This window comes from Methylobacterium aquaticum, assembly GCF_001043915.1.
GTDB classification, from domain to species: Bacteria; Pseudomonadota; Alphaproteobacteria; order Rhizobiales; family Beijerinckiaceae; genus Methylobacterium; species Methylobacterium aquaticum.
On sequence record NZ_LABX01000098.1, the window covers coordinates 1 to 16,822 of the forward strand.

Genomic DNA, 16,822 nt, shown 5'->3' on the forward strand with positions numbered 1-16,822 from the left:
GCACGGCTTGCGACAGGCCCCACCGGGCACGTTATGGGTCCGGACGGCCGGTTCGCCCCTGCCGATTGGTGGGCCATCATCTTCAACCCGTCCTTCCCTTACCGGTTCGCACACACGGTGACCGGTGCCTACCTGACCACGGCGATGATCGTGGGCGCCGTCGGCGCGTGGCACCTCTTACGCGACGACGTGAATCCCCGCGCCCGGGTCATGTTCTCCATGGCCATGTGGATGGCTGCAATCGTCGCGCCGGCGCAGCTCGTCATCGGCGACATGCACGGTGCCAACACCTACGAGCACCAACCCGCCAAAGTCGCGGCGATGGAAGGCCATTTCGAGACCCGGAAGCGCGCGCCCGCGCTACTGTTCGGATGGCCCGACGCCGAGGCCGGCGAGACGCGCCGAGCCGTCGGTGTCCCGGGCCTCGCTAGCCTCTATCTCACGCACGACCTGAACGGCACCGTGCGCGGGCTTAAGGACATGCCCCGCTCGACTTGGCCGACTAACCTGCCGCTCGTGTTCTGGTCTTTCCGGATCATGGTCGGGCTCGGCCTGCTTATGATCGCCCTCGGTCTCGCCTCGCTCTGGCTGCGATGGAAGAACCGGCTCTACGACACTGCTTGGTTCCACCGCTTCGCGGTCGCCATGGGACCGTCCGGCCTGATTGCCGTCACCGCTGGCTGGACGGTCACCGAGACCGGGCGGCAGCCCTTCACGGTCTACGGGTTGCTCCGTACCGCTGACAGCGTCTCCCCGGTCGCCGCCCCCGCTGTCGCCGCTTCGCTCGCCGCCTTCGCGGTCGTCTACCTCGTCGTGTTCGGGGCGGGCATCTGGTACCTGATCCACCTCTTCAACCAGACTCCGCACGTCCACGAATCGGGACCGCCCACCGGCGTGCCGACCCGCACCGCCGGCATCACCCCGGCACCGGCGCTCGATACGCCCCATCACGGCGCGAGCCGTCCCGCCCTGCAGCCCGCGGAGTAACCCCGATGACCGTCGATCTCACCCTCGTCTGGGCGCTCCTCATCGCCACCGCCATCTTCCTCTACGTTGTCATGGACGGCTTCGACCTCGGCGTCGGTATCCTGTTCCCGGCCATTCGCGAGAAGGCTCACCGGGACGTGATGGTGAACACCGTCGCCCCGGTCTGGGACGGCAACGAGACTTGGCTCATCCTCGGCGGCGGCGGCCTGTTCGCCGTGTTCCCCCTGGCCTACGCCACTCTACTGCCGGCCCTCTACATTCCGTTGACGCTGATGCTGCTCGCCCTCGTGTTTCGCGGGGTCGCGTTCGAGATGCGGTTCCGTTCCGCCACGCGGATGTCCCAGACGGCCTGGGACGGAGCCTTCTCGGCCGGTAGCTTCGTCGCGGCCTTCTGCCAGGGGATCTGCCTCGGCGCCCTGGTGCAGGGCGTCCGAGTCGAGGGGCGGGCCTATGCCGGGGGCTGGTGGGACTGGCTGTCGCCCTTCTCCATCCTCACCGGCCTCGCCTTAATCGCCGGCTACGGGCTCCTTGGGACCTGCTGGCTGATCTGGAAGACGGAAGGCGAACTGCAGCTCAGGGCCTATCGCCTCGCACGGGGATTCGGCCTTGCAACCTTCGCTGCCATCGCCGCCGTTTCCCTAGCGATGCCGTTCCTAAGCCCTGCATTCCGTGGACGTTGGTTCACCTGGCCGGCGATGGCCTTCGTTGCTCCCGTCCCGGTCCTCGTTGCTCTTCTCGGCTTGCGTCTGCGTAACGCCCTCGACCGGCGGGAGGAGGTCATGCCATTCCTCTGTGGGCTCGGCCTGTTCCTACTGTCCTATGTCGGGCTCGGCATCAGCCTGTTCCCGATGATCGTACCGCCCACGGTGACGATTTGGGATGCGGCCACCCACCCAAGCAGCCAGCTCTTCCTGCTCGTCGGGACGGTCGTATTGCTGCCGATGATCCTCGGCTACACCGCCTATGTCTACTGGCTGTTCCGGGGGAAGGTCACCGCCAGTGCCCCGGGCTACCATTGAGGAGCCCCATCATGTCCGTTCCCGTTTCGATGCGTCGCCTCGGCTGGTTCGTGGCACTCTGGGCCGGCGGTATCGCCTGCCTCACGGCGGTCGCCATCCCGCTGCGCTGGCTGCTCAAAGTCATTTGACGCTACCAGCGTGTGCTCTGCTCAAGTTGTACGCCCGCCTTGAGCAGAGCAAAAACTTCCCCCCTCTTTGGGGACATGCCGGGCTGGGTAAAATCGGCCTCTTAGAGCGGCATCCAATCAGGTTGTGTCGTATCCCTCTGATGCGAGGTCGTTGCAGCACTTACTTGGTTGGAAGCGTGTCGGCGCGCGTTTGATGGCCTCCCACAGATCTAGGGCGGTGTGAGCCGCCCTGGTGCGGCGAAGGCCTTTCTGCTTGGCGAAGGGCTGCTCGATTGATGGTGTGGATGGCCCCTGCGACCCGACCGGCTGGCTTCGGACCGGGCTAATTGAGAGGAGCAGCCAGGACCGCATGAGCTGGACATGAAGCAAGATCAAAAGACGGGTGCGGGGCAGGTGGTGCTGAAGCTGCGCCAGATCGAGGTTCAGACGGCGCAGTTCAAAAGTTTGGCGATAGCGTGCAGAGAGGCGGAGATCTCCGAGCAGAGCGACTCACGCTGGCGCAAGAAATACGGCGGCCTGCAGATCGACCAAGACCGTCGGATGAAGGATCTGAAGCGCGAGAACGCGCGATTGCGCCAGCTCGTGTCTGACTTGTTCCTGGAGAAGCAGGTGCTGGTGGACGTCGCCGCGGGAGCCGAAGGCCAGCGCCAGCAAAACTTATAGCCCCGGAGCGACGCCGGCAGGCAGTCGACGGCATTCGTGAGAAGTATGGTCTCTCAGAACGCCATGCCTGCCGGATCGTCGGCCAGCACCGGGGCACGCAACGCTACGTGCCGACGGTGCCGGCTGACGAGGATGCGCTGACCCTTTTTCGTCGATGACAGCATCCATGGCCGTCATGCAAGGGCTGCGATGAAGCCATCGGCCAACGTTGTGCCGGGCAGCGGGTATCGATGAGCCGCATACAATGTCTTACAGAGGTCGATGCCCTTCAGGGGCAATGCCACAAGCAACTCGGCACGAACCTCGTCCGTGACGGAGCTTGCCATCACAATCGAGATGCCAATGCCGGCCCGCACCGCGCGCTTGACCGCCTCTGTGCTTCCAAGCTGGTGGTGGATACCGAGGTTCGCCCCCGCCGCACCCAGGGCCTCTCGTAAGAGGCGTCCCGTCCCGCTGCCAGGTTCGCCCCCAAGGAGTGGACGGCCCACAAGGTCGCCTGGGGTTACGCTTTTCCAGGTCGACCATGGGTGGTCCGGTCCGACAATGACAATCAGCGGTTCGCGACGCCAAGCACGTGCGATCAGACCAGGCCGAGCCTCCCACCATTCAACCAACGCTAGGTCGATTTCACCGGCCTCCAACCGATCCATGACGTAGGGATTAGTCCCGATCTCGACCTGCGGGGACGTCGCATTGGTCGCTTGGTAGGCACGTAGCAGGTCGGCCAGGAGATAGGTGCCAACGTTGCCGGATGCACCGATAGCAAGACGGCCGCCATTGACGGCTTCCTCCGCGCGTCGGCTCAATCGTAGGAGCGCCTCTGCGTGGGGTAGTAGCGCTCTACCCTGGGGAGTGGGCCGGCATCCCGTGCCATGGCGCTCCACGAGGGGTGCCCGCAACGACGCCTCGAGTTTTTGCAGGTCGTGTCCCAGGCAGTGGTGTAGCTTCAGGGTGGTCATCGGCGGTTGCCGGGTAGGGTCGGGTTGCGACTTCCAACCCCGAACCCGAGAGACCCCCGATGACCGACGAGATCATGACCCTGCGCAGGCTGATGGAGAAGAGCGCCGACGCGGATTTGCTACGCGAGATGATCGGCTTTGCGGCCGAGCGCTTGATGGAACTGGAGGTGGGCGGCCTGACCGGGGCGGCCCACGGCGAGAAGAGCGCCGAGCGGCTGGTTCAACGCAACGGCTACCGCGACCGGGACTGGCAGACTCGGGCTGGTACGGTGGAGTTGCGCATCCCCAAGCTGCGCAAGGGCAGCTACTTCCCCGGCTTCCTGGAGCCGCGCCGCATGGCGGAGAAGGCACTGACGGCAGTGATCCAGGAAGCCTACATCCAGGGCATCTCGACCCGCTCCGTGGATGATCTGGTCCAGGCCATGGGCGGCACGGGCGTGTCGAAGAGCCAGGTGTCGCGCCTGTGCCAGGAGATCGACGAACGGGTCGGTGCGTTCCTCGACCGCCCCATCGAGGGTGAGTGGCCGTATCTCTGGATCGATGCGACCTACGTAAAGGTGCGCCAGGACGGGCGCATCGTTTCGGTGGCCGTCATCGTGGCGGTCGGCGTGAACACCGACGGTCGCCGCGAAGTCCTCGGCATGGATGTCGGCCCGTCGGAGGCCGAGACGTTCTGGACGGACTTCCTGCGCAAGCTCGCCCGGCGTGGCCTGCGCGGGGTCAAGCTCGTGATCTCGGACGCCCACGAGGGCATCAAGGCCTCGGTGGCCAAAGTCATGAACGCGACTTGGCAACGCTGCCGTGTGCACTTCATGCGCAACGTGCTCGCCCATGCCGGCCGTAGCGGGCGGCGCGTCGTGTCGGCCTTCATCGCCACCGCGTTTGCCCAGGACGACGCGGAGGCGGCCCGGCAGCAATGGCGACGGGTGGCCGATCAGCTCCGGCCCAAGGTGCCCAAGCTCGCCGCCCTGATGGACACGGCCGAACCCGACGTGCTGGCCTACATGGGCTTCCCGGCCGCCCACCGGGTCAAGCTCCACTCTACGAACCCCCTCGAACGACTGAACGGCGAGATCAAACGCCGGACTGTCAAACGGCATCGGAACGGGACCCCTGATCGGCGTCCAATCGGGACCCTTTGTTGCGCGTGGCGCGACGCCCCTGATCAGCCCGGCGAAGCGGGTCGGGGTGGCGCAGCCGGGCTGAGCAGGGGTCCAGGATGAGCTGCGCGCAGACCGCCCTCACGCCCGGTTCTTGAAGCGCCAGCTCTCGTTGCCGGTCTCGACGATCTCGCAGTGGTGGGTCAGTCGATCGAGCAGTGCCGTCGTCATCTTGGCGTCGCCGGCAAACACGCTTGGCCACTCCCCGAACGCCAGGTTGGTCGTCACCACGATCGAGGTGGTCTCGTAGAGCCGGCTGATCAGGTGGAACAGCAGCTGACCGCCCGACTGCGCGAACGGCAGGTAGCCGAGCTCGTCCAGCACCACCAGGTCGAGCCGGGCGAGGTGGTCGGCGATGCGGCCCTGCCGGCCGGCTCGCGCCTCGGCCTCGAGCCGGTTGACGAGGTCGACCACATTGTAGAACCGGGCCCGCGCCCCGTCCCGGATGCACGACCGGGCGACCGCGATGGCCAGATGCGTCTTGCCCGTGCCGGTGCCGCCGACCAGCACGACGTTGCGCTGGTGGGCCAGGAACTCGCCGCCGCAGAGGTCGCGCACCAGACCCTCGTTGATCGGCGTCCCGCCAAAGGCGAACTCGGCGAGGTCCTTAGCCAGGGGCAGCTTGGCGATCGTCATCTGGTAGCGGATCGAGCGCGCCTGCTTCTCGCTGATCTCGGCCTGCAACAGGTCGCCGACGATCTGCTGCGGTTCGTGGCTGCGCTTGAGGGCGACCTTGATGATCTCGTCGTAGGCCGCCTTCATCCCGAACAGCTTCAGCTCGCCCATGGTGGCGAGGATCTGCTGACGTTCCATCATGGGGCTCTCCTCAGGCTGTCGTAGCGGGCACAGTCAGCGACCGGCTCGTGGCGCAGCCGCAGGTTCTCGGGCGTCAGCAGCGGGACGGGCGCGGGCGGCTCCCGCTGGCGGGCCAGGATGTTGAGCACCACGTCGGCCGAGTGCACGCCCTCGCGCAGTGCCTCGGCGCAGGCCGCCTCGACCGCGGAGAGGCCGTCGCCGAGCACGGCGGTGAGGATCTCGACCATCTGGCGGTCGCCGTCGGCGCTGCCGGCGAGCTTGCGGCGGATCCGTTCGAGGGCGGCGGGCAGGACCCAGTCCTTGAACGGTGCGCCGTTGCGCAGCGCGCCAGGCTTGCGGGCGAGCACGGGGACGTAGTGCCAGGGGTCGAACACCGTCTGGCCGCGGCCGAAGGCCCGCGGGTGCTCGGCGACGACGCGTCCATCCTGGCGGATCTCGATGCGCTCGGCATAGGCGCGCACCTCGACCGGGCGACCGATGGCCGAGGCCATGACCGAGTACTTGTTGTTGTCGAAGCGCACCAGGCAGGTCGAGGACACGGCCGCCGGCACGGCGTGGAAGCCGTCGAAGCGTCCGGCGTAGGGGACCAGGGCTCCCCGTTCGGCTTCAAAGGCCTGCCAGATCGTCAGGTCGCGCTGCTCGGGATGCGGGTGGGCCTTGGCGTAGGCGACGACCCCGTCGAGCAGCAGGGCATTGAGCTCGTCGTAGCTTCTCACCCGGACGCGCGGGGTGAACAGGCGCTCGCGCACCAGCCCGACCTGGTTCTCGACCTGCCCCTTCTCCCAGCCTGACGCCGGCGTGCAGGCCACGGGCTCGACGAGGTAGTGCGAGCACATCTGCAGGAAGCGGCGGTTGTAGGCGCGCTCGCGCCCGACGAAGATCGTCTCGACCGCGGTCTTCATGTTGTCGTAGATGCCGCGCTGGCAGGTGCCGCGGAAGAAGGCGAACGCCCGGTCGTGGGCGTCGAAGACCATCTCCTGGCTCTCGCGCGGATAGGCCCGCACGAACAGCATGCGCGAGTGGCAGAGGCGGACGTGGGCGACCTTGATCGTCGTAGTGACGCCGGCGATCAGGACGATCTCATGGCTCCAGTCGAACTGGTAGGCCTCACCCGGGGCGAAGGCGAGCGGCACGAAGGCGGGAGCCGTCACGCTGGCCTGCTGGCGCTTCCACGTCTTGGCGTAGCGGCGGACGGCATCATAGCCGCCCTCGTAGCCGAGCCCCCGCAGCGCCTCGAAGATCCGGGTCAGCGTCAGCCGCTCCCGCGCCGGCTTCCCCGTATTGGCCGCCAGCATCCGGTCGAGCTCGTCGCGCCAGGGCCCGAGCTTGGGTGCAGGCTGGACGCTGCGGGTGTAGCGGAAGGCGGTTGCCTCCGAGCGGATCACCTTCCTGACGACCTTGCGGGAGAGCTTCAGCTCCCGGCAGATCTGCTTGATCGGCTTATGCTGCACGAAGTACGCGCGGCGGATCTTCGCGACCGTCTCCACGACCAACATCCTCCGCGAGCCTCCCGTTCCGAGTGCGGGAGGCAGTCTGGATGAAGTATCCTGGGGGGCCCGTTTGGACGCCGATCACCCCGGAAACGGGGTCCTTATTCCACGCCTAATCACACCGGACCGAGGTCGTGGGCATCTTCCCCAACGAGGCCGCCATCACCCGCCTCGTCGGCGCAATCCTGCTGGAGCAGAACGACGAATGGGCCGTCCAGCGGTCCCGCTACATGACCCTGGAAAGCATCGCCCCAATCGGCGATGATCCCCTCGTCAGCCTGCCGACCCTGGCAGCCTGATCCTCCCGGCCCAAGCCGGTGATCGTGGTGGCCCTCAGCGAGCTACACCACGCCAAGGGACACGACCTTTTTGCACGTGCTGCGAAACCGTGGACTGGGCCAATCCGAGGCGACGACTAGCTTCTTGAAAACTGCCTGTCGCGAGCACGGAAAGCCATGTCTCGACGTGGTGAAGGTTCAGCACAAGTATGCTTTCACAATGACGGAGCGTGCCCCTTGCGCTGCGTGCGCGGCTGCGATGGCCAATTTATCGCGTCCGGCGGCTCTTTGCCCTGAAGGACAGCCAACAAGTTGCGAGCCGCCGCTGCCTCGATTTCGCGACGCACCGCAACGACACCGGAACCGAGATGAGGCGTAAATAGAGTCCTGTCATGATCGGATAGAAGCCTCGGCTCGATGCTTCGCGGGCGATCGTCGAGGGCCCAATCCTCCATTTCGAATACGTCCGCGGCATAGCCGCCGATGCGTCCACCGGAAAGAGCGTCGGCAACCGCAGCCTCGTCTGCCACCGAACCGCGACCGGCATTGACGATCCGTAACCAAGGCTGAGCCTTGGCGAGAGTCTCAGCGTTCAGCAGGTGACGAGTAGCAGGTGTCAGGGGAAGTGCCAGGATAAGCAGGTCTGATTGTGCAACGAGTGTCTCCCAAGCGACCCTCCTCAGACCGAGCGCGCGTTCTGCGTCCACGGGGAGCGTCGCGGCATCGAAGTACACGATCTCCCTGGCACCGAAGCCTCCGAGCCGACGCGCAATGGCTTGGCCGACCTTTCCCATGCCGGCAATGCCGATGACGCTGCCTGATAACCCCGCGCCGTAGAGGCTGGCGCGCCAGCCCTCGAATCCGGCGCGCACAGCCCGGTCTCCGATCAAAACATTTCGGCAAAGACCGATGGCCAGACCAACCGCCAGTTCCGCGGTCGGCTCAGTGAGCAGGTCCGGGACTGCGGTCAACCAGACCCCGGCGTCGGTGCAAGCGGTGACGTCGAAGTTGTCCCACCCCTTAAGGGCACACGACACAACCTTGAGCCGTGGGCAGGCCGCGAGGAAATCGGCGTCCACGCGATCCGTCATGAAGGTAAAGACCCCGTCGGCATCAGCGCAACGGCGCTTCACTTCCTCAGGCGGCCAGGGGTCCGGGCCTGGATTGACGTCGAGGCTGCAGAGCGGTTCCAGGAGGGCCTCTGTCTCGGGGAAGACAGGGTTCGTGACGACGACCTTGGCGCGCATGCAATCTCTCACTTAAGCCGGCGGCGCAGCAGTCCGCCCAACGCATCGACGAGGGTAACGGCGCCCAGGATGCACAGCATGATCGCTGCGACCTGATCGTACTGAAGGAGCCTTAGCGAGGCGATGAGTTCAAAACCGATGCCGCCCGCCCCAACGACGCCGAGCACAGTCGATGCTCGGAAATTGTATTCCCATCGATACAAGGTGGTGTCCGTCAGCTGCGGCAGGACCTGTGGCAGCACAGCATGCGTCACGACCTGGAAAGGTGAGGCACCTGCCGCTCTCGCGGCCTCGATGGGCTTCGGATCGGCGTGCTCGATGGCCTCGGCGAAGAACTTGCCGACCATGCCAACGGAATGCAGGCCGAGAGCAAGCACGCCCGGTAGGGCCCCGAACCCGACGGCGGCCACGAAGAAGATGCCCATGATGAGCTCCGGGACGGACCGGAGCGCATTAAGCGCGATGCGCGTCGCACGAAACACCAGAGGATGAGGACTGGTGTTCGGAGCCGCGAGCAGCCCAAGCGGTAGTGAAAGCGTAACGGCGAGAGCCGTCCCAGCGACGCTCATGGCGAAGGTATCAACGATGGGGGACAGCCACGACCGCCAGCGTGTGAAATCAGGTGGCGTCATCTCGTCGACGAGCTGCGCAAGGGCGGGCACACCCTCCGCCAGACGCACGGGATCCAGCAGCCCGACCTTCCAGAGGCATGCAAGGATCCCGAGAGCGATCGGTAGGACGAGGATCTGCCGCCGTAGCGCCGTTGATCGGGCCTGATCGAGCAGGACGTCGTAGACCGCAGAAGGGGCCGGGAACGACGTAGGAAGGCGTGATTGGGGCATGCCGCTAGCCCTTGACCTTGGTAAGGTCGATGTTGAGGAGCTTGGCGGTCTCGCGCAGGACGTCGTAGTCCGCATTTGTGATCGGGCCGAAGGCCTCGGCCTTGAAGGGCTTCAGGATCGCCGGATCCTTCATCTCAAGGAAAGCAGACTTGATCTTGTCCTTCAACGCCGGCGTGAGGTCGCCGCGCAGGGTCCACGGATAATTCGGGATCGGCCGGCTCTCGGCGACGACCTTCACCTTAGAGGAATCGATGAGCTTCCTTTCGACGAGCGTCTCGAAGATGGTCCGACTGATCCCCCCAGCCTGGACATTGCCGGCCTCCACTGCGCGAGCCACAGCATCGTGTGTGCCAAGGTGCTGGAACTTGAAATCCTCCCCGGCTTCGAGGCCAAGGTTCTTGAGCAGGCCCCGCGGGATCAGGTGACTTGACGTCGAGGCCGGATCGCCGAAACCGACCGTCTTCCCTCGTACGTCCTCGGCCTTTGCAATGCCGGCATTGACGTTCGCGATAAGGTAGCTCGTGTAGGTCGGCTTCCCCCCTGAGACCAGGGCAGCGAACGGCTCGATCCCTGGCGAACGGCTTTTGGCCAGCACGTAGGACAATGGGCCAAAGTACCCAAGGTCGATGCGCTTGAACCGCATTGCCTCGATCATGGACGAGTAGTCTGTGGTGACGACAAGCTCGATCCGCTTACCAAGCCTTTCTTCCAGGTAAGACTTCAGACCCTGATTGTTCTGAATGATGGTTGAGGCGCTCTCATCGGGCAGCAGCGCGACTTTGAGAGTGTCGGGATCGGCGCCCTGCGAGAGCGACGGTCCGGTTCGCAGCAGAGCGCCCAGCACAAAGCCGGCACCGAGGGTACGTCTTGAAATCATGGGTTGGTTTCCTTTAGGCGGGCTGGGCGGCGTAGGACGGCTCACGGCGGGGCCGCACTCGTTCGTCTTCGACGGCCCTTGGGGCGTCGGTCCGTGATCCGTAGATCCGCTCAAGGCTCGCCTCGCAGAGCTGATCGGGTGTTCCATCGAACACGACGGCCCCAGCCTGGAGACCGATGACGCGATCTGCGAAGCCGCGCGCCAAGTCGACTTGGTGCAGGCTTACTACGGCCGTGATGCCATCGGCCTTGCAGATCGTTCGCAGGAGATCGAGGACGCGTGCCGCGGTGGCCGGGTCGAGGCTTGCTACCGGCTCGTCGGCAAGGATCAGCCGAGGTTGCTGAGCCACAGCCCGCGCGATGCCGACACGTTGCTGCTGCCCGCCCGAAAGCTGGTCAACTCGGGTTAAGGCCCGGTCGAGCAAACCGACCCGTTCGAGTGCCTCCAGGGCGATGCGCCGATCTGCAAGGGGAAGCGGAAGCAATGAGCGAAGGGCCGAGTGATGACCGAGCCGGCCAACGAGGACGTTGGCCAGAGCAGTCAAGCGGCCAATAAGATGGTGATGCTGGAACACCATGCCTGTTGCAGCCCGATGCCGGCGCAAAGTTACGCTTCCGGAGTGGATGTCGCCATGAGCCGTCGACACGACCTGCCCGTTCGTTGGCCGGACCAGACCGTTCAGGCACCGCAACAGCGTGGACTTGCCCGCACCCGACGGACCGAGAAGCACAGAGAACTCGCCCTGGTCGAACGTTAACGACGTCGGATTCAGGGCGGTTAACCGCCCCGGATAGGTAACTTGAAGGTCGTAGATGGACAGCATCAGTCGCCAATCGATTCCTAGATCAAAGAGAATATTCGATCGCGTTTTCCGATACGGGGGGGAGATGACAATCGAATGACTTCAACCGGTCGTGTCCGTCAATGAGGTGGAAATTCGGGGTGGAGTTGGAGCGGCCATCGGTCAGGCGGCCTGAGGTGGAATTGCTGTGAGGGTGTCGTCGAGCAGGCTCGGGGTGAAGCCAGCCATGCCCTCGATCTGCATGTAGCGGTGCTGGAGCTGCCATTCGTCGTTGGCCTCCAACAGCACGGCTCCGATCAGACGCTGGATCGAGTCGGTGTTGGGGAAGATGCCCACCACGTCGGCGCGTCGCTTGATCTCCTTGTTGAGACGCTCCAGCGGGTTTGTGGAGTGCAACTTCGTTCGGTGCTGCAGCGGGAACGTCAGGTAGGCGAGCACGTCCTCGCTCGTGGCATCGATGAAGCCTTTGAGCTTCGGCCAACGGTTGTGAAGCTGCTCAGCCAGATGGTGGAGCGCGGCTCGGGCTGCCTCCTGGTCGGGCTGCTGGAAGGCGTGGCGCAAGCCGGCGGCGACCATGGTCTGCTGAGCGCGCGGCACATAAGCGAGCGCGTTGCGGGTCCAATGAACCCGGCACCTTTGCCAGGTCGCCTTCAGGACGCGGCATATGGCGGCTTTAAGCCCCTCGTGCGCGTCCGAGATGACAAGTTGCACACCTGACAGCCCGCGCTTGACCAGGTCGCGCAGGAAATCGGTCCAGAACACCTCGGCCTCGGACGGGCCGATGTGCAGCCCGATGATCTCGCGTCGACCTTCGGTGTCCACCGCCACGGCGACTATGGCGGCTACGGAGACGATGCGCCCGCCCTCACGCACCTTGAGGTAGGTGGCGTCGAGCCAGAGATAGGGCCATGCGCCGGACAGCGGGCGCTTGAGGAAGGCGTTCACCCGCTCATCGATGTCCTTGCACAGCTTCGACACGGAGGACTTCGAGATGCCCGACAGCCCCATGGCCTGCACCAGGTCGTCCACGCGCCGAGTCGACACGCCTGCGATCCACGCCTCCTGGATCACCGCCACCAGCGCCTTCTCGACGGTCTTCCTTGGCTCCAGGAAGCCGGGGAAGTAGCTGCCGGTGCGCAGCTTGGGGATCTTGAGGTTGAGCGAGCCCAGCCGCGTGTCGAGGCTGCGTTCGCGATACCCGTTGCGGTAGGTGCTGCGCTCGCCAGACCGCTCGTAACGACCCGCGCCGATCAGACCGTCCACATCGGCCTCCATCAGGATCTGCAGGACCGTCTCGGCCAGGCTGCGCAGGAAGTTGCCGTCGTCAGCCTTCTGAAAAGCCTCGATCAGTGCCACTCTGTCGTCGGTCATCGGGTGCTCCCGGTTCGGGTTGAAGTCCGCAAACTCCACCTTAGCCGCATGGCCCGATGGCCACCCCAATCCCCGCCAAAGCGGTCCTCGAATTTACACCTCGTCCGCGGACGCTACCTCTTGTAACTCGGACGCACACGCAAGCGGGTGCAACCAGTGTCCAGAAAAGGGTGAGCTGTCAGCATCCAACATACTTCGTGTTTTCAATGGGGTAGCCGGAACGCTCGCGCGTCCGGCAAGGTGAACCTTCTTGGACAAGGGTGTGGAAACCGGTCCGGATAGGCCTGTGATGAGTTTTACACGTATCCTCATCCTACCTCGACTAGGGCAAACACAGTTAGCCCAAGGCTCCAAAAGCGTCCATTGGACAGTCGGGGCACCGGCGCCCGTCACAGAAGCGGCAGACCGTCAACGCCGTGCCGGCGTCGGTGGGCAACACTCGGAGCATGGCGGCGGCGGCGCGTTCCAGAACGGCGCGATCCTCGGGAGCAACGGCTTGCAGGACCGCTTTCAGCGCTCCGCGGCGGCGTTCGAGGAGCGCAGCTCGGCACGCCTGCCCTTCTTCGGTGAGGTTCAATGCCACCGTGCGGCGGTCATGTGGCGCCAAGCTTCGCGCGACGTGGCCCGCGTTCGCCAGGCGGTCCACCAGCCGCACGGTGCCGGGATGGGAAAGCCGGAGCACCCGGCCCAACTGATTGATCGACAGCCCCGGCGTGTGGCCCACGACGACCAGTGCCGCCGCGGTTTCGCCGCCAAAGGTCGTCCCATCCAGCGCTGCCCCGCGCACCCGGTCGGCAACGCCCGTCGCGAGCGCCCCCAAAAGATTGATCAGCCGGTCTGATGGGTCGCTCACGATGGTGTTGCCTCAGGGTTCGAGTTGATATATGCATGACACACACATACAAAGGTATATCATGTTCGACATGAAGCAGCTTGCCAAGCTCAAGGTTCTCGACGCCAGCGCACCCGGCGCGATGAAAGCCTTCTGGGCCTTCGACAAGGCCGTGTTCGCCGAGGGTGCGCTGACCACCCGCGAGAAGCAGTTGATGGCCGTCGCGGTCGCGCTCACGACCCAGTGCCCTTACTGCATTGAGCTTCACACCAAGGCGGCGCGGGAGGCCGGTGCAAACGACGCGCAGTTGACCGAGGCCGCCCTTGTCGCCGCCGCGATCCGCGCAGGCGGCGCAGTCACCCATGCGTCGCATCTCTTCAAGGAATAGCCGACATGTCCGCATCCTTGAGCGTCGCGGAAAGGTCCGCCGGTCCTCGTAGCTCGCTGGCCCTGCTCCGCTGGGCGCTCGTCATCGTCTTCCTCTGGTTCGGCGGAATGAAGTTCACCGGCTACGAAGCTGCCGGCATTGCGCCGTTCATCGCCAACAGCCCCATTATGAGCTGGTTGCATTCCCTGCTCGGCGTTCAGGGGGCAAGCTACGCCCTCGGGGTCATCGAGCTTTCAACGGCGGCTGCGCTCATTGTCGGCGCGTTCAACCCCGTCGCGTCGGCGCTCGGGGCGGCCATGTCCTGCCTCACTTATGTTGTCACGCTGACGTTCTTCTTGAGCACGCCAGGGGTGGCCGAACCGATGGCTGGCGGGTTCCCGGCGATCTCGGCTCCAATTGGACAGTTCCTACTCAAGGATTTGGTGCTTCTCGCAGCCTCCCTGTGCCTGTTGCTTTCATCGTTGCAACGGCCAGTGGCCTGAACTTACCCCATGATGGGACAGGCGGAGCGGATACGCGGCGAGCTGGGTAAATACGTGACCGCACACCCTAACAAGCTGTACCCCTTCGTCAAACGACGGATACACCAAGTGCAACGTCTGGGCCGCGTTTGACGGACGAGAGCTGCGTCGGCACACCGTGAAAGTGGACAGGATGACGGCAACGGCCAAGGGGAGCAGTGCTCCGGTTCTAACTGTTTCCCGGCACTTGCCAACCGTCGCCAAGGCGAAAACGGTTGACGCCATGCCCATTCCCACTCTCAACAGTGCGATAATACCAAGCCTGGTTGAGCGAGACTCACGCGGGGTGGCGTCGATATGCGGGTCATGATTCTGTCCTCTGGTTTTGGAGCCTGAGGAGGATGCGATGGCTGCTCCGGTGCCGCTGCGATCGGATTTTGATGCCGAGGCCCTGCGCGTCTTGGCCAAGGGGTCGCGGGATCCGGCCCAGACCCGCCGCCCGTTGGCGCTGTCTGTGATTGCCGCGGGTGGCTCGCGTTCGGAGGCGGCCGAGATCGGCGGGGTCGGGCTGCAGACGGTGCGTGATTGGGTCGTGGCCTTCAACGCCGATGGCCCAAGCGGGCTGATCGACGGCAAGGCCCCGGGTGCCCATCCGCGCCTGAACGCCGACCAGCGCGAGGTTCTCAGGGCCCTGGTCGAACAGGGGCCGACGCCCGCCGCCCACGGTGTGGTCCGCTGGCGCTTGTGCGACCTGGCCCAGATCCTGTGCGAGGATCACGGCGTTTCGGTCTTGCGAGCAGACCTTGAGCCGGGTCTTGCGGACCATGGGCTACCGGAAGCTTTCGGCCCGTCCACGCCATCACGCCCAGGACCCGGACGCCGCGGCTGTTTTTATAAAAGCTTCCCCGACCGTTTGGCGCAGATTGTACCGCCCGCAGTTTGTGAGACAACGATTTGAAGCCTACGCGGCCAGGGCCGCGGGTGGAAGCTGGGAATCGCGAAGGGCGGCTGGTGGCCGATACCCATGCCGCTCGATCAACCACGTCGTGTTGTAGATGTCCCGAAACGCCAGAAGCGCGTGGCGCAGATCCTCGACCGTGTCGACGCTCTCCACCCAGAGCAGGTTCTCCTTGAGCGTGCGGATGAAGCGCTCAGCGCAGCCGTTGCCTTCCGGTGCACGGACGAAGGCAGGCGAACTCGCGATGCCCAGGAACGTCAGTTCCGCCTGGAAGGCGTCCGACATGTACTGGCTGCCGTGGTCGTGCCGAACGCTTAGCCCAGAGGCGACCTGCGCATCGAAGCCGCCGAAGCGCTGCCGCACGCCCTGACGGATCGGCTCCAACGCCTCGAAGCGGGTGGCCCGGCGTGCCGCGTGGATGCCGACGCACTCGGCCGAGTAGTGGTCGATAGCGATGAACACCGCGACCTGGCCCTCCGCTGTCCAGGTCGTGGTCAGGTCCGTGCCCCACATCGTGTCCACCGTCTCCGGGATGATCGTGCCGTCGTGATTGCGCGGGCCACGCGGGGTGCCGACGCGCGAGGGGGCCAGCAGATCATGGTTACGCATCAGGCGCAGCACCCGGCGCTTGGAGGTGCGCACGCCGCGCAAGCGCAGTCGCGCCCAGACCTTGCGGTGGCCCTCTCCGTGGAAGGGGCTCCCGGTCAGCGTGGCGCGGATCTGCGTGAGCAGCGCCGCATCCGGCATCGGTCCAACCGGACCGGGCCGTTGCGGAGGCTGAGGCCGAGCCGGAGAGAGGTGGCGATGAATGGTGGCGCACGAGGCGCCCCAGATCCGGCACACTCGGGATAAGCCATAGAGCTTGTCGCTGGAGGGAGAGACGGACCGGCTCATGATTGCGACCTCCTGCGGGCTAAAGGGCCGGGGCCGCGCGCCTCCAGGATGGCGATCTTGGCCTCCAGCAACTCACGCTCCAGCAGCATCTCGCCGAGCTTGGCCTTCAGCCGTCCGCTCTCCAGCGCGTCCGCGTCGGTGGATCGGCTCGTCAGGCTCGCCTCGCCCGCCACCAGGAAGGCGTCGCGCCATCCCGACAAGGTCGCGGCTGTCACGCCGAGACTCCGCGAAACGGTGTCCAGATCCTCGTCTCTCAGCAGCCGAAGCACCGCATCCCGCTTGCGCGCCCGCGACATGCGCCCGCCGCGGCCAGGACCAGCCGCGCTGACATTCGTGCTCGTGTCTGTCGTCATCGTCATCACCCCTGTCGCGGAAACCGTCCGCTTCCGGGGTGTCTCAATCAACTGTAGGGCGGTGGAAGAGCACGATAGCGCCCACGACCCGGTTGCGTGCGCTGGCGCGATGGCTCTGAACCTGAAGCCCTGGTCGCGAACCCGACCGGCGCGATGCAGGACGATCGCCCGTTTGAGCGCGTTCTCCGCCTCGCCCTTGTTCAGCTCTGCGAAACCGCAGGCGCCCTGTGGGCCCTATGGTCAACGCGCGGTAAACGTCGGCGCGATGGCGGTTGCCGTGCGCCGACAGAGGGTGTC

At 65.3% G+C, this 16,822-nt stretch carries 15 protein-coding genes and 6 pseudogenes; 9 read left to right on the top strand and 12 right to left on the bottom strand.

The genetic code is table 11. The features are described from left to right. The 4 genes and pseudogenes from VP06_RS13210 to VP06_RS13220 all read left to right on the top strand — a co-directional run. Positions 1-987 (top strand): cytochrome ubiquinol oxidase subunit I (locus VP06_RS13210; protein WP_048464274.1); only part of this gene is annotated, 987 nt, incomplete at its 5' end. A gap of 5 nt (positions 988-992) precedes the next feature. Beyond that, on the top strand, positions 993-2,006 hold the full coding sequence (cydB, locus tag VP06_RS13215) for a cytochrome d ubiquinol oxidase subunit II (protein ID WP_048464244.1): 1,014 nt from the start codon (positions 993-995) through the stop codon (positions 2,004-2,006). A gap of 11 nt (positions 2,007-2,017) precedes the next feature. Then, positions 2,018-2,134, top strand: coding sequence for a DUF2474 family protein (locus VP06_RS36280; RefSeq protein WP_145984818.1), 117 nt, complete (start codon positions 2,018-2,020; stop codon positions 2,132-2,134). Positions 2,135-2,494: 360 nt separating this feature from the next. Further along, a pseudogene (locus VP06_RS13220) lies at positions 2,495-2,940 on the top strand (transposase); the annotation flags it as partial. Between the two features lie 30 nt (positions 2,941-2,970). On the opposite strand, the gene VP06_RS34900 reads toward VP06_RS13220, so the two are convergent. Continuing rightward, positions 2,971-3,756, bottom strand: a complete 786-nt coding sequence (locus VP06_RS34900) for a LysR substrate-binding domain-containing protein (RefSeq protein ID WP_244533794.1) — start codon at positions 3,754-3,756, stop codon at positions 2,971-2,973. A 59-nt stretch (positions 3,757-3,815) separates the two neighbouring features. Between VP06_RS34900 and VP06_RS13225 the strand changes: the two are divergent. Continuing rightward, positions 3,816-4,844, top strand: a pseudogene (locus tag VP06_RS13225) (IS256 family transposase); the annotation flags it as partial. A 153-nt stretch (positions 4,845-4,997) separates the two neighbouring features. Here the strand turns inward: VP06_RS13225 and istB are convergent. Then, positions 4,998-5,729, bottom strand: a complete 732-nt coding sequence (gene istB / locus VP06_RS13230) for an IS21-like element helper ATPase IstB (protein ID WP_048445546.1) — start codon at positions 5,727-5,729, stop codon at positions 4,998-5,000. 5 nt (positions 5,730-5,734) lie between these two features. Then, positions 5,735-7,228 (bottom strand): annotated as a pseudogene (istA, locus tag VP06_RS13235) (IS21 family transposase); the annotation flags it as partial. Between the two features lie 116 nt (positions 7,229-7,344). Here istA and VP06_RS36285 point away from each other — a divergent pair. Further along, positions 7,345-7,521 (top strand): annotated as a pseudogene (locus tag VP06_RS36285) (transposase); the annotation flags it as partial. A 34-nt stretch (positions 7,522-7,555) separates the two neighbouring features. On the opposite strand, the gene VP06_RS38735 reads toward VP06_RS36285, so the two are convergent. The 7 genes from VP06_RS38735 to VP06_RS13270 form a co-directional block, all read right to left on the bottom strand. Further along, complete coding sequence (locus VP06_RS38735) at positions 7,556-7,705, bottom strand: LysR family transcriptional regulator (protein ID WP_342586817.1); 150 nt, start codon at positions 7,703-7,705, stop codon at positions 7,556-7,558. Between the two features lie 10 nt (positions 7,706-7,715). Next, complete coding sequence (locus VP06_RS13245) at positions 7,716-8,747, bottom strand: phosphonate dehydrogenase (protein WP_048464248.1); 1,032 nt, start codon at positions 8,745-8,747, stop codon at positions 7,716-7,718. A gap of 8 nt (positions 8,748-8,755) precedes the next feature. After that, complete coding sequence (gene phnE / locus VP06_RS13250; RefSeq protein ID WP_048464249.1) at positions 8,756-9,589, bottom strand: phosphonate ABC transporter, permease protein PhnE; 834 nt, start codon at positions 9,587-9,589, stop codon at positions 8,756-8,758. A gap of 4 nt (positions 9,590-9,593) precedes the next feature. Beyond that, positions 9,594-10,466, bottom strand: a complete 873-nt coding sequence (phnD, locus tag VP06_RS13255) for a phosphate/phosphite/phosphonate ABC transporter substrate-binding protein (protein WP_048464250.1) — start codon at positions 10,464-10,466, stop codon at positions 9,594-9,596. A 13-nt stretch (positions 10,467-10,479) separates the two neighbouring features. Beyond that, positions 10,480-11,289, bottom strand: a complete 810-nt coding sequence (phnC, locus tag VP06_RS13260) for a phosphonate ABC transporter ATP-binding protein (protein ID WP_048464251.1) — start codon at positions 11,287-11,289, stop codon at positions 10,480-10,482. Between the two features lie 141 nt (positions 11,290-11,430). Continuing rightward, complete coding sequence (locus VP06_RS13265) at positions 11,431-12,639, bottom strand: IS256-like element ISMex14 family transposase (protein WP_003596089.1); 1,209 nt, start codon at positions 12,637-12,639, stop codon at positions 11,431-11,433. Positions 12,640-12,976: 337 nt separating this feature from the next. Then, a complete protein-coding gene (locus tag VP06_RS13270; protein WP_048464252.1) occupies positions 12,977-13,492 on the bottom strand; it encodes a MarR family winged helix-turn-helix transcriptional regulator in 516 nt (171 codons plus the stop codon). A 61-nt stretch (positions 13,493-13,553) separates the two neighbouring features. Here VP06_RS13270 and VP06_RS13275 point away from each other — a divergent pair, with 61 nt between their 5' ends. From VP06_RS13275 to VP06_RS34910, 3 genes and pseudogenes are all read left to right on the top strand, one after another. Next, complete coding sequence (locus tag VP06_RS13275; RefSeq protein ID WP_048464253.1) at positions 13,554-13,859, top strand: carboxymuconolactone decarboxylase family protein; 306 nt, start codon at positions 13,554-13,556, stop codon at positions 13,857-13,859. Positions 13,860-13,864: 5 nt separating this feature from the next. Then, entirely contained in the window at positions 13,865-14,341 is a 477-nt protein-coding gene (locus VP06_RS13280; RefSeq protein WP_048464254.1) for a YkgB family protein, read from the top strand. A gap of 345 nt (positions 14,342-14,686) precedes the next feature. After that, positions 14,687-15,246, top strand: a pseudogene (locus VP06_RS34910) (helix-turn-helix domain-containing protein); the annotation flags it as partial. Between the two features lie 35 nt (positions 15,247-15,281). Here VP06_RS34910 and VP06_RS13290 read toward each other — a convergent pair. Together VP06_RS13290 and VP06_RS38985 are read right to left on the bottom strand one after the other, a co-directional pair. Next, a protein-coding gene (locus tag VP06_RS13290) for an IS3 family transposase (RefSeq protein WP_099053529.1) occupies positions 15,282-16,525 on the bottom strand; the annotation gives its coding sequence in 2 pieces (ribosomal slippage) (positions 15,282-16,201 and positions 16,201-16,525; 1,245 coding nt in all). 61 nt (positions 16,526-16,586) lie between these two features. After that, positions 16,587-16,732 (bottom strand): annotated as a pseudogene (locus VP06_RS38985) (Tn3 family transposase); the annotation flags it as partial. Positions 16,733-16,822 lie beyond the last annotated feature (90 nt).

Coding starts and splice junctions, on each gene's coding strand:
- cydB (WP_048464244.1), top strand. CDS start 993: ATGACCGTCGATCTCACCCTCGTCTGGGCGCTCCTCATCGCCACCGCC.
- VP06_RS36280 (WP_145984818.1), top strand. CDS start 2,018: ATGTCCGTTCCCGTTTCGATGCGTCGCCTCGGCTGGTTCGTGGCACTC.
- VP06_RS34900 (WP_244533794.1), bottom strand. CDS start 3,756: ATGACCACCCTGAAGCTACACCACTGCCTGGGACACGACCTGCAAAAA.
- istB (WP_048445546.1), bottom strand. CDS start 5,729: ATGGAACGTCAGCAGATCCTCGCCACCATGGGCGAGCTGAAGCTGTTC.
- VP06_RS13245 (WP_048464248.1), bottom strand. CDS start 8,747: ATGCGCGCCAAGGTCGTCGTCACGAACCCTGTCTTCCCCGAGACAGAG.
- phnE (WP_048464249.1), bottom strand. CDS start 9,589: ATGCCCCAATCACGCCTTCCTACGTCGTTCCCGGCCCCTTCTGCGGTC.
- phnD (WP_048464250.1), bottom strand. CDS start 10,466: ATGATTTCAAGACGTACCCTCGGTGCCGGCTTTGTGCTGGGCGCTCTG.
- phnC (WP_048464251.1), bottom strand. CDS start 11,289: ATGCTGTCCATCTACGACCTTCAAGTTACCTATCCGGGGCGGTTAACC.
- VP06_RS13265 (WP_003596089.1), bottom strand. CDS start 12,639: ATGACCGACGACAGAGTGGCACTGATCGAGGCTTTTCAGAAGGCTGAC.
- VP06_RS13275 (WP_048464253.1), top strand. CDS start 13,554: ATGTTCGACATGAAGCAGCTTGCCAAGCTCAAGGTTCTCGACGCCAGC.
- VP06_RS13280 (WP_048464254.1), top strand. CDS start 13,865: ATGTCCGCATCCTTGAGCGTCGCGGAAAGGTCCGCCGGTCCTCGTAGC.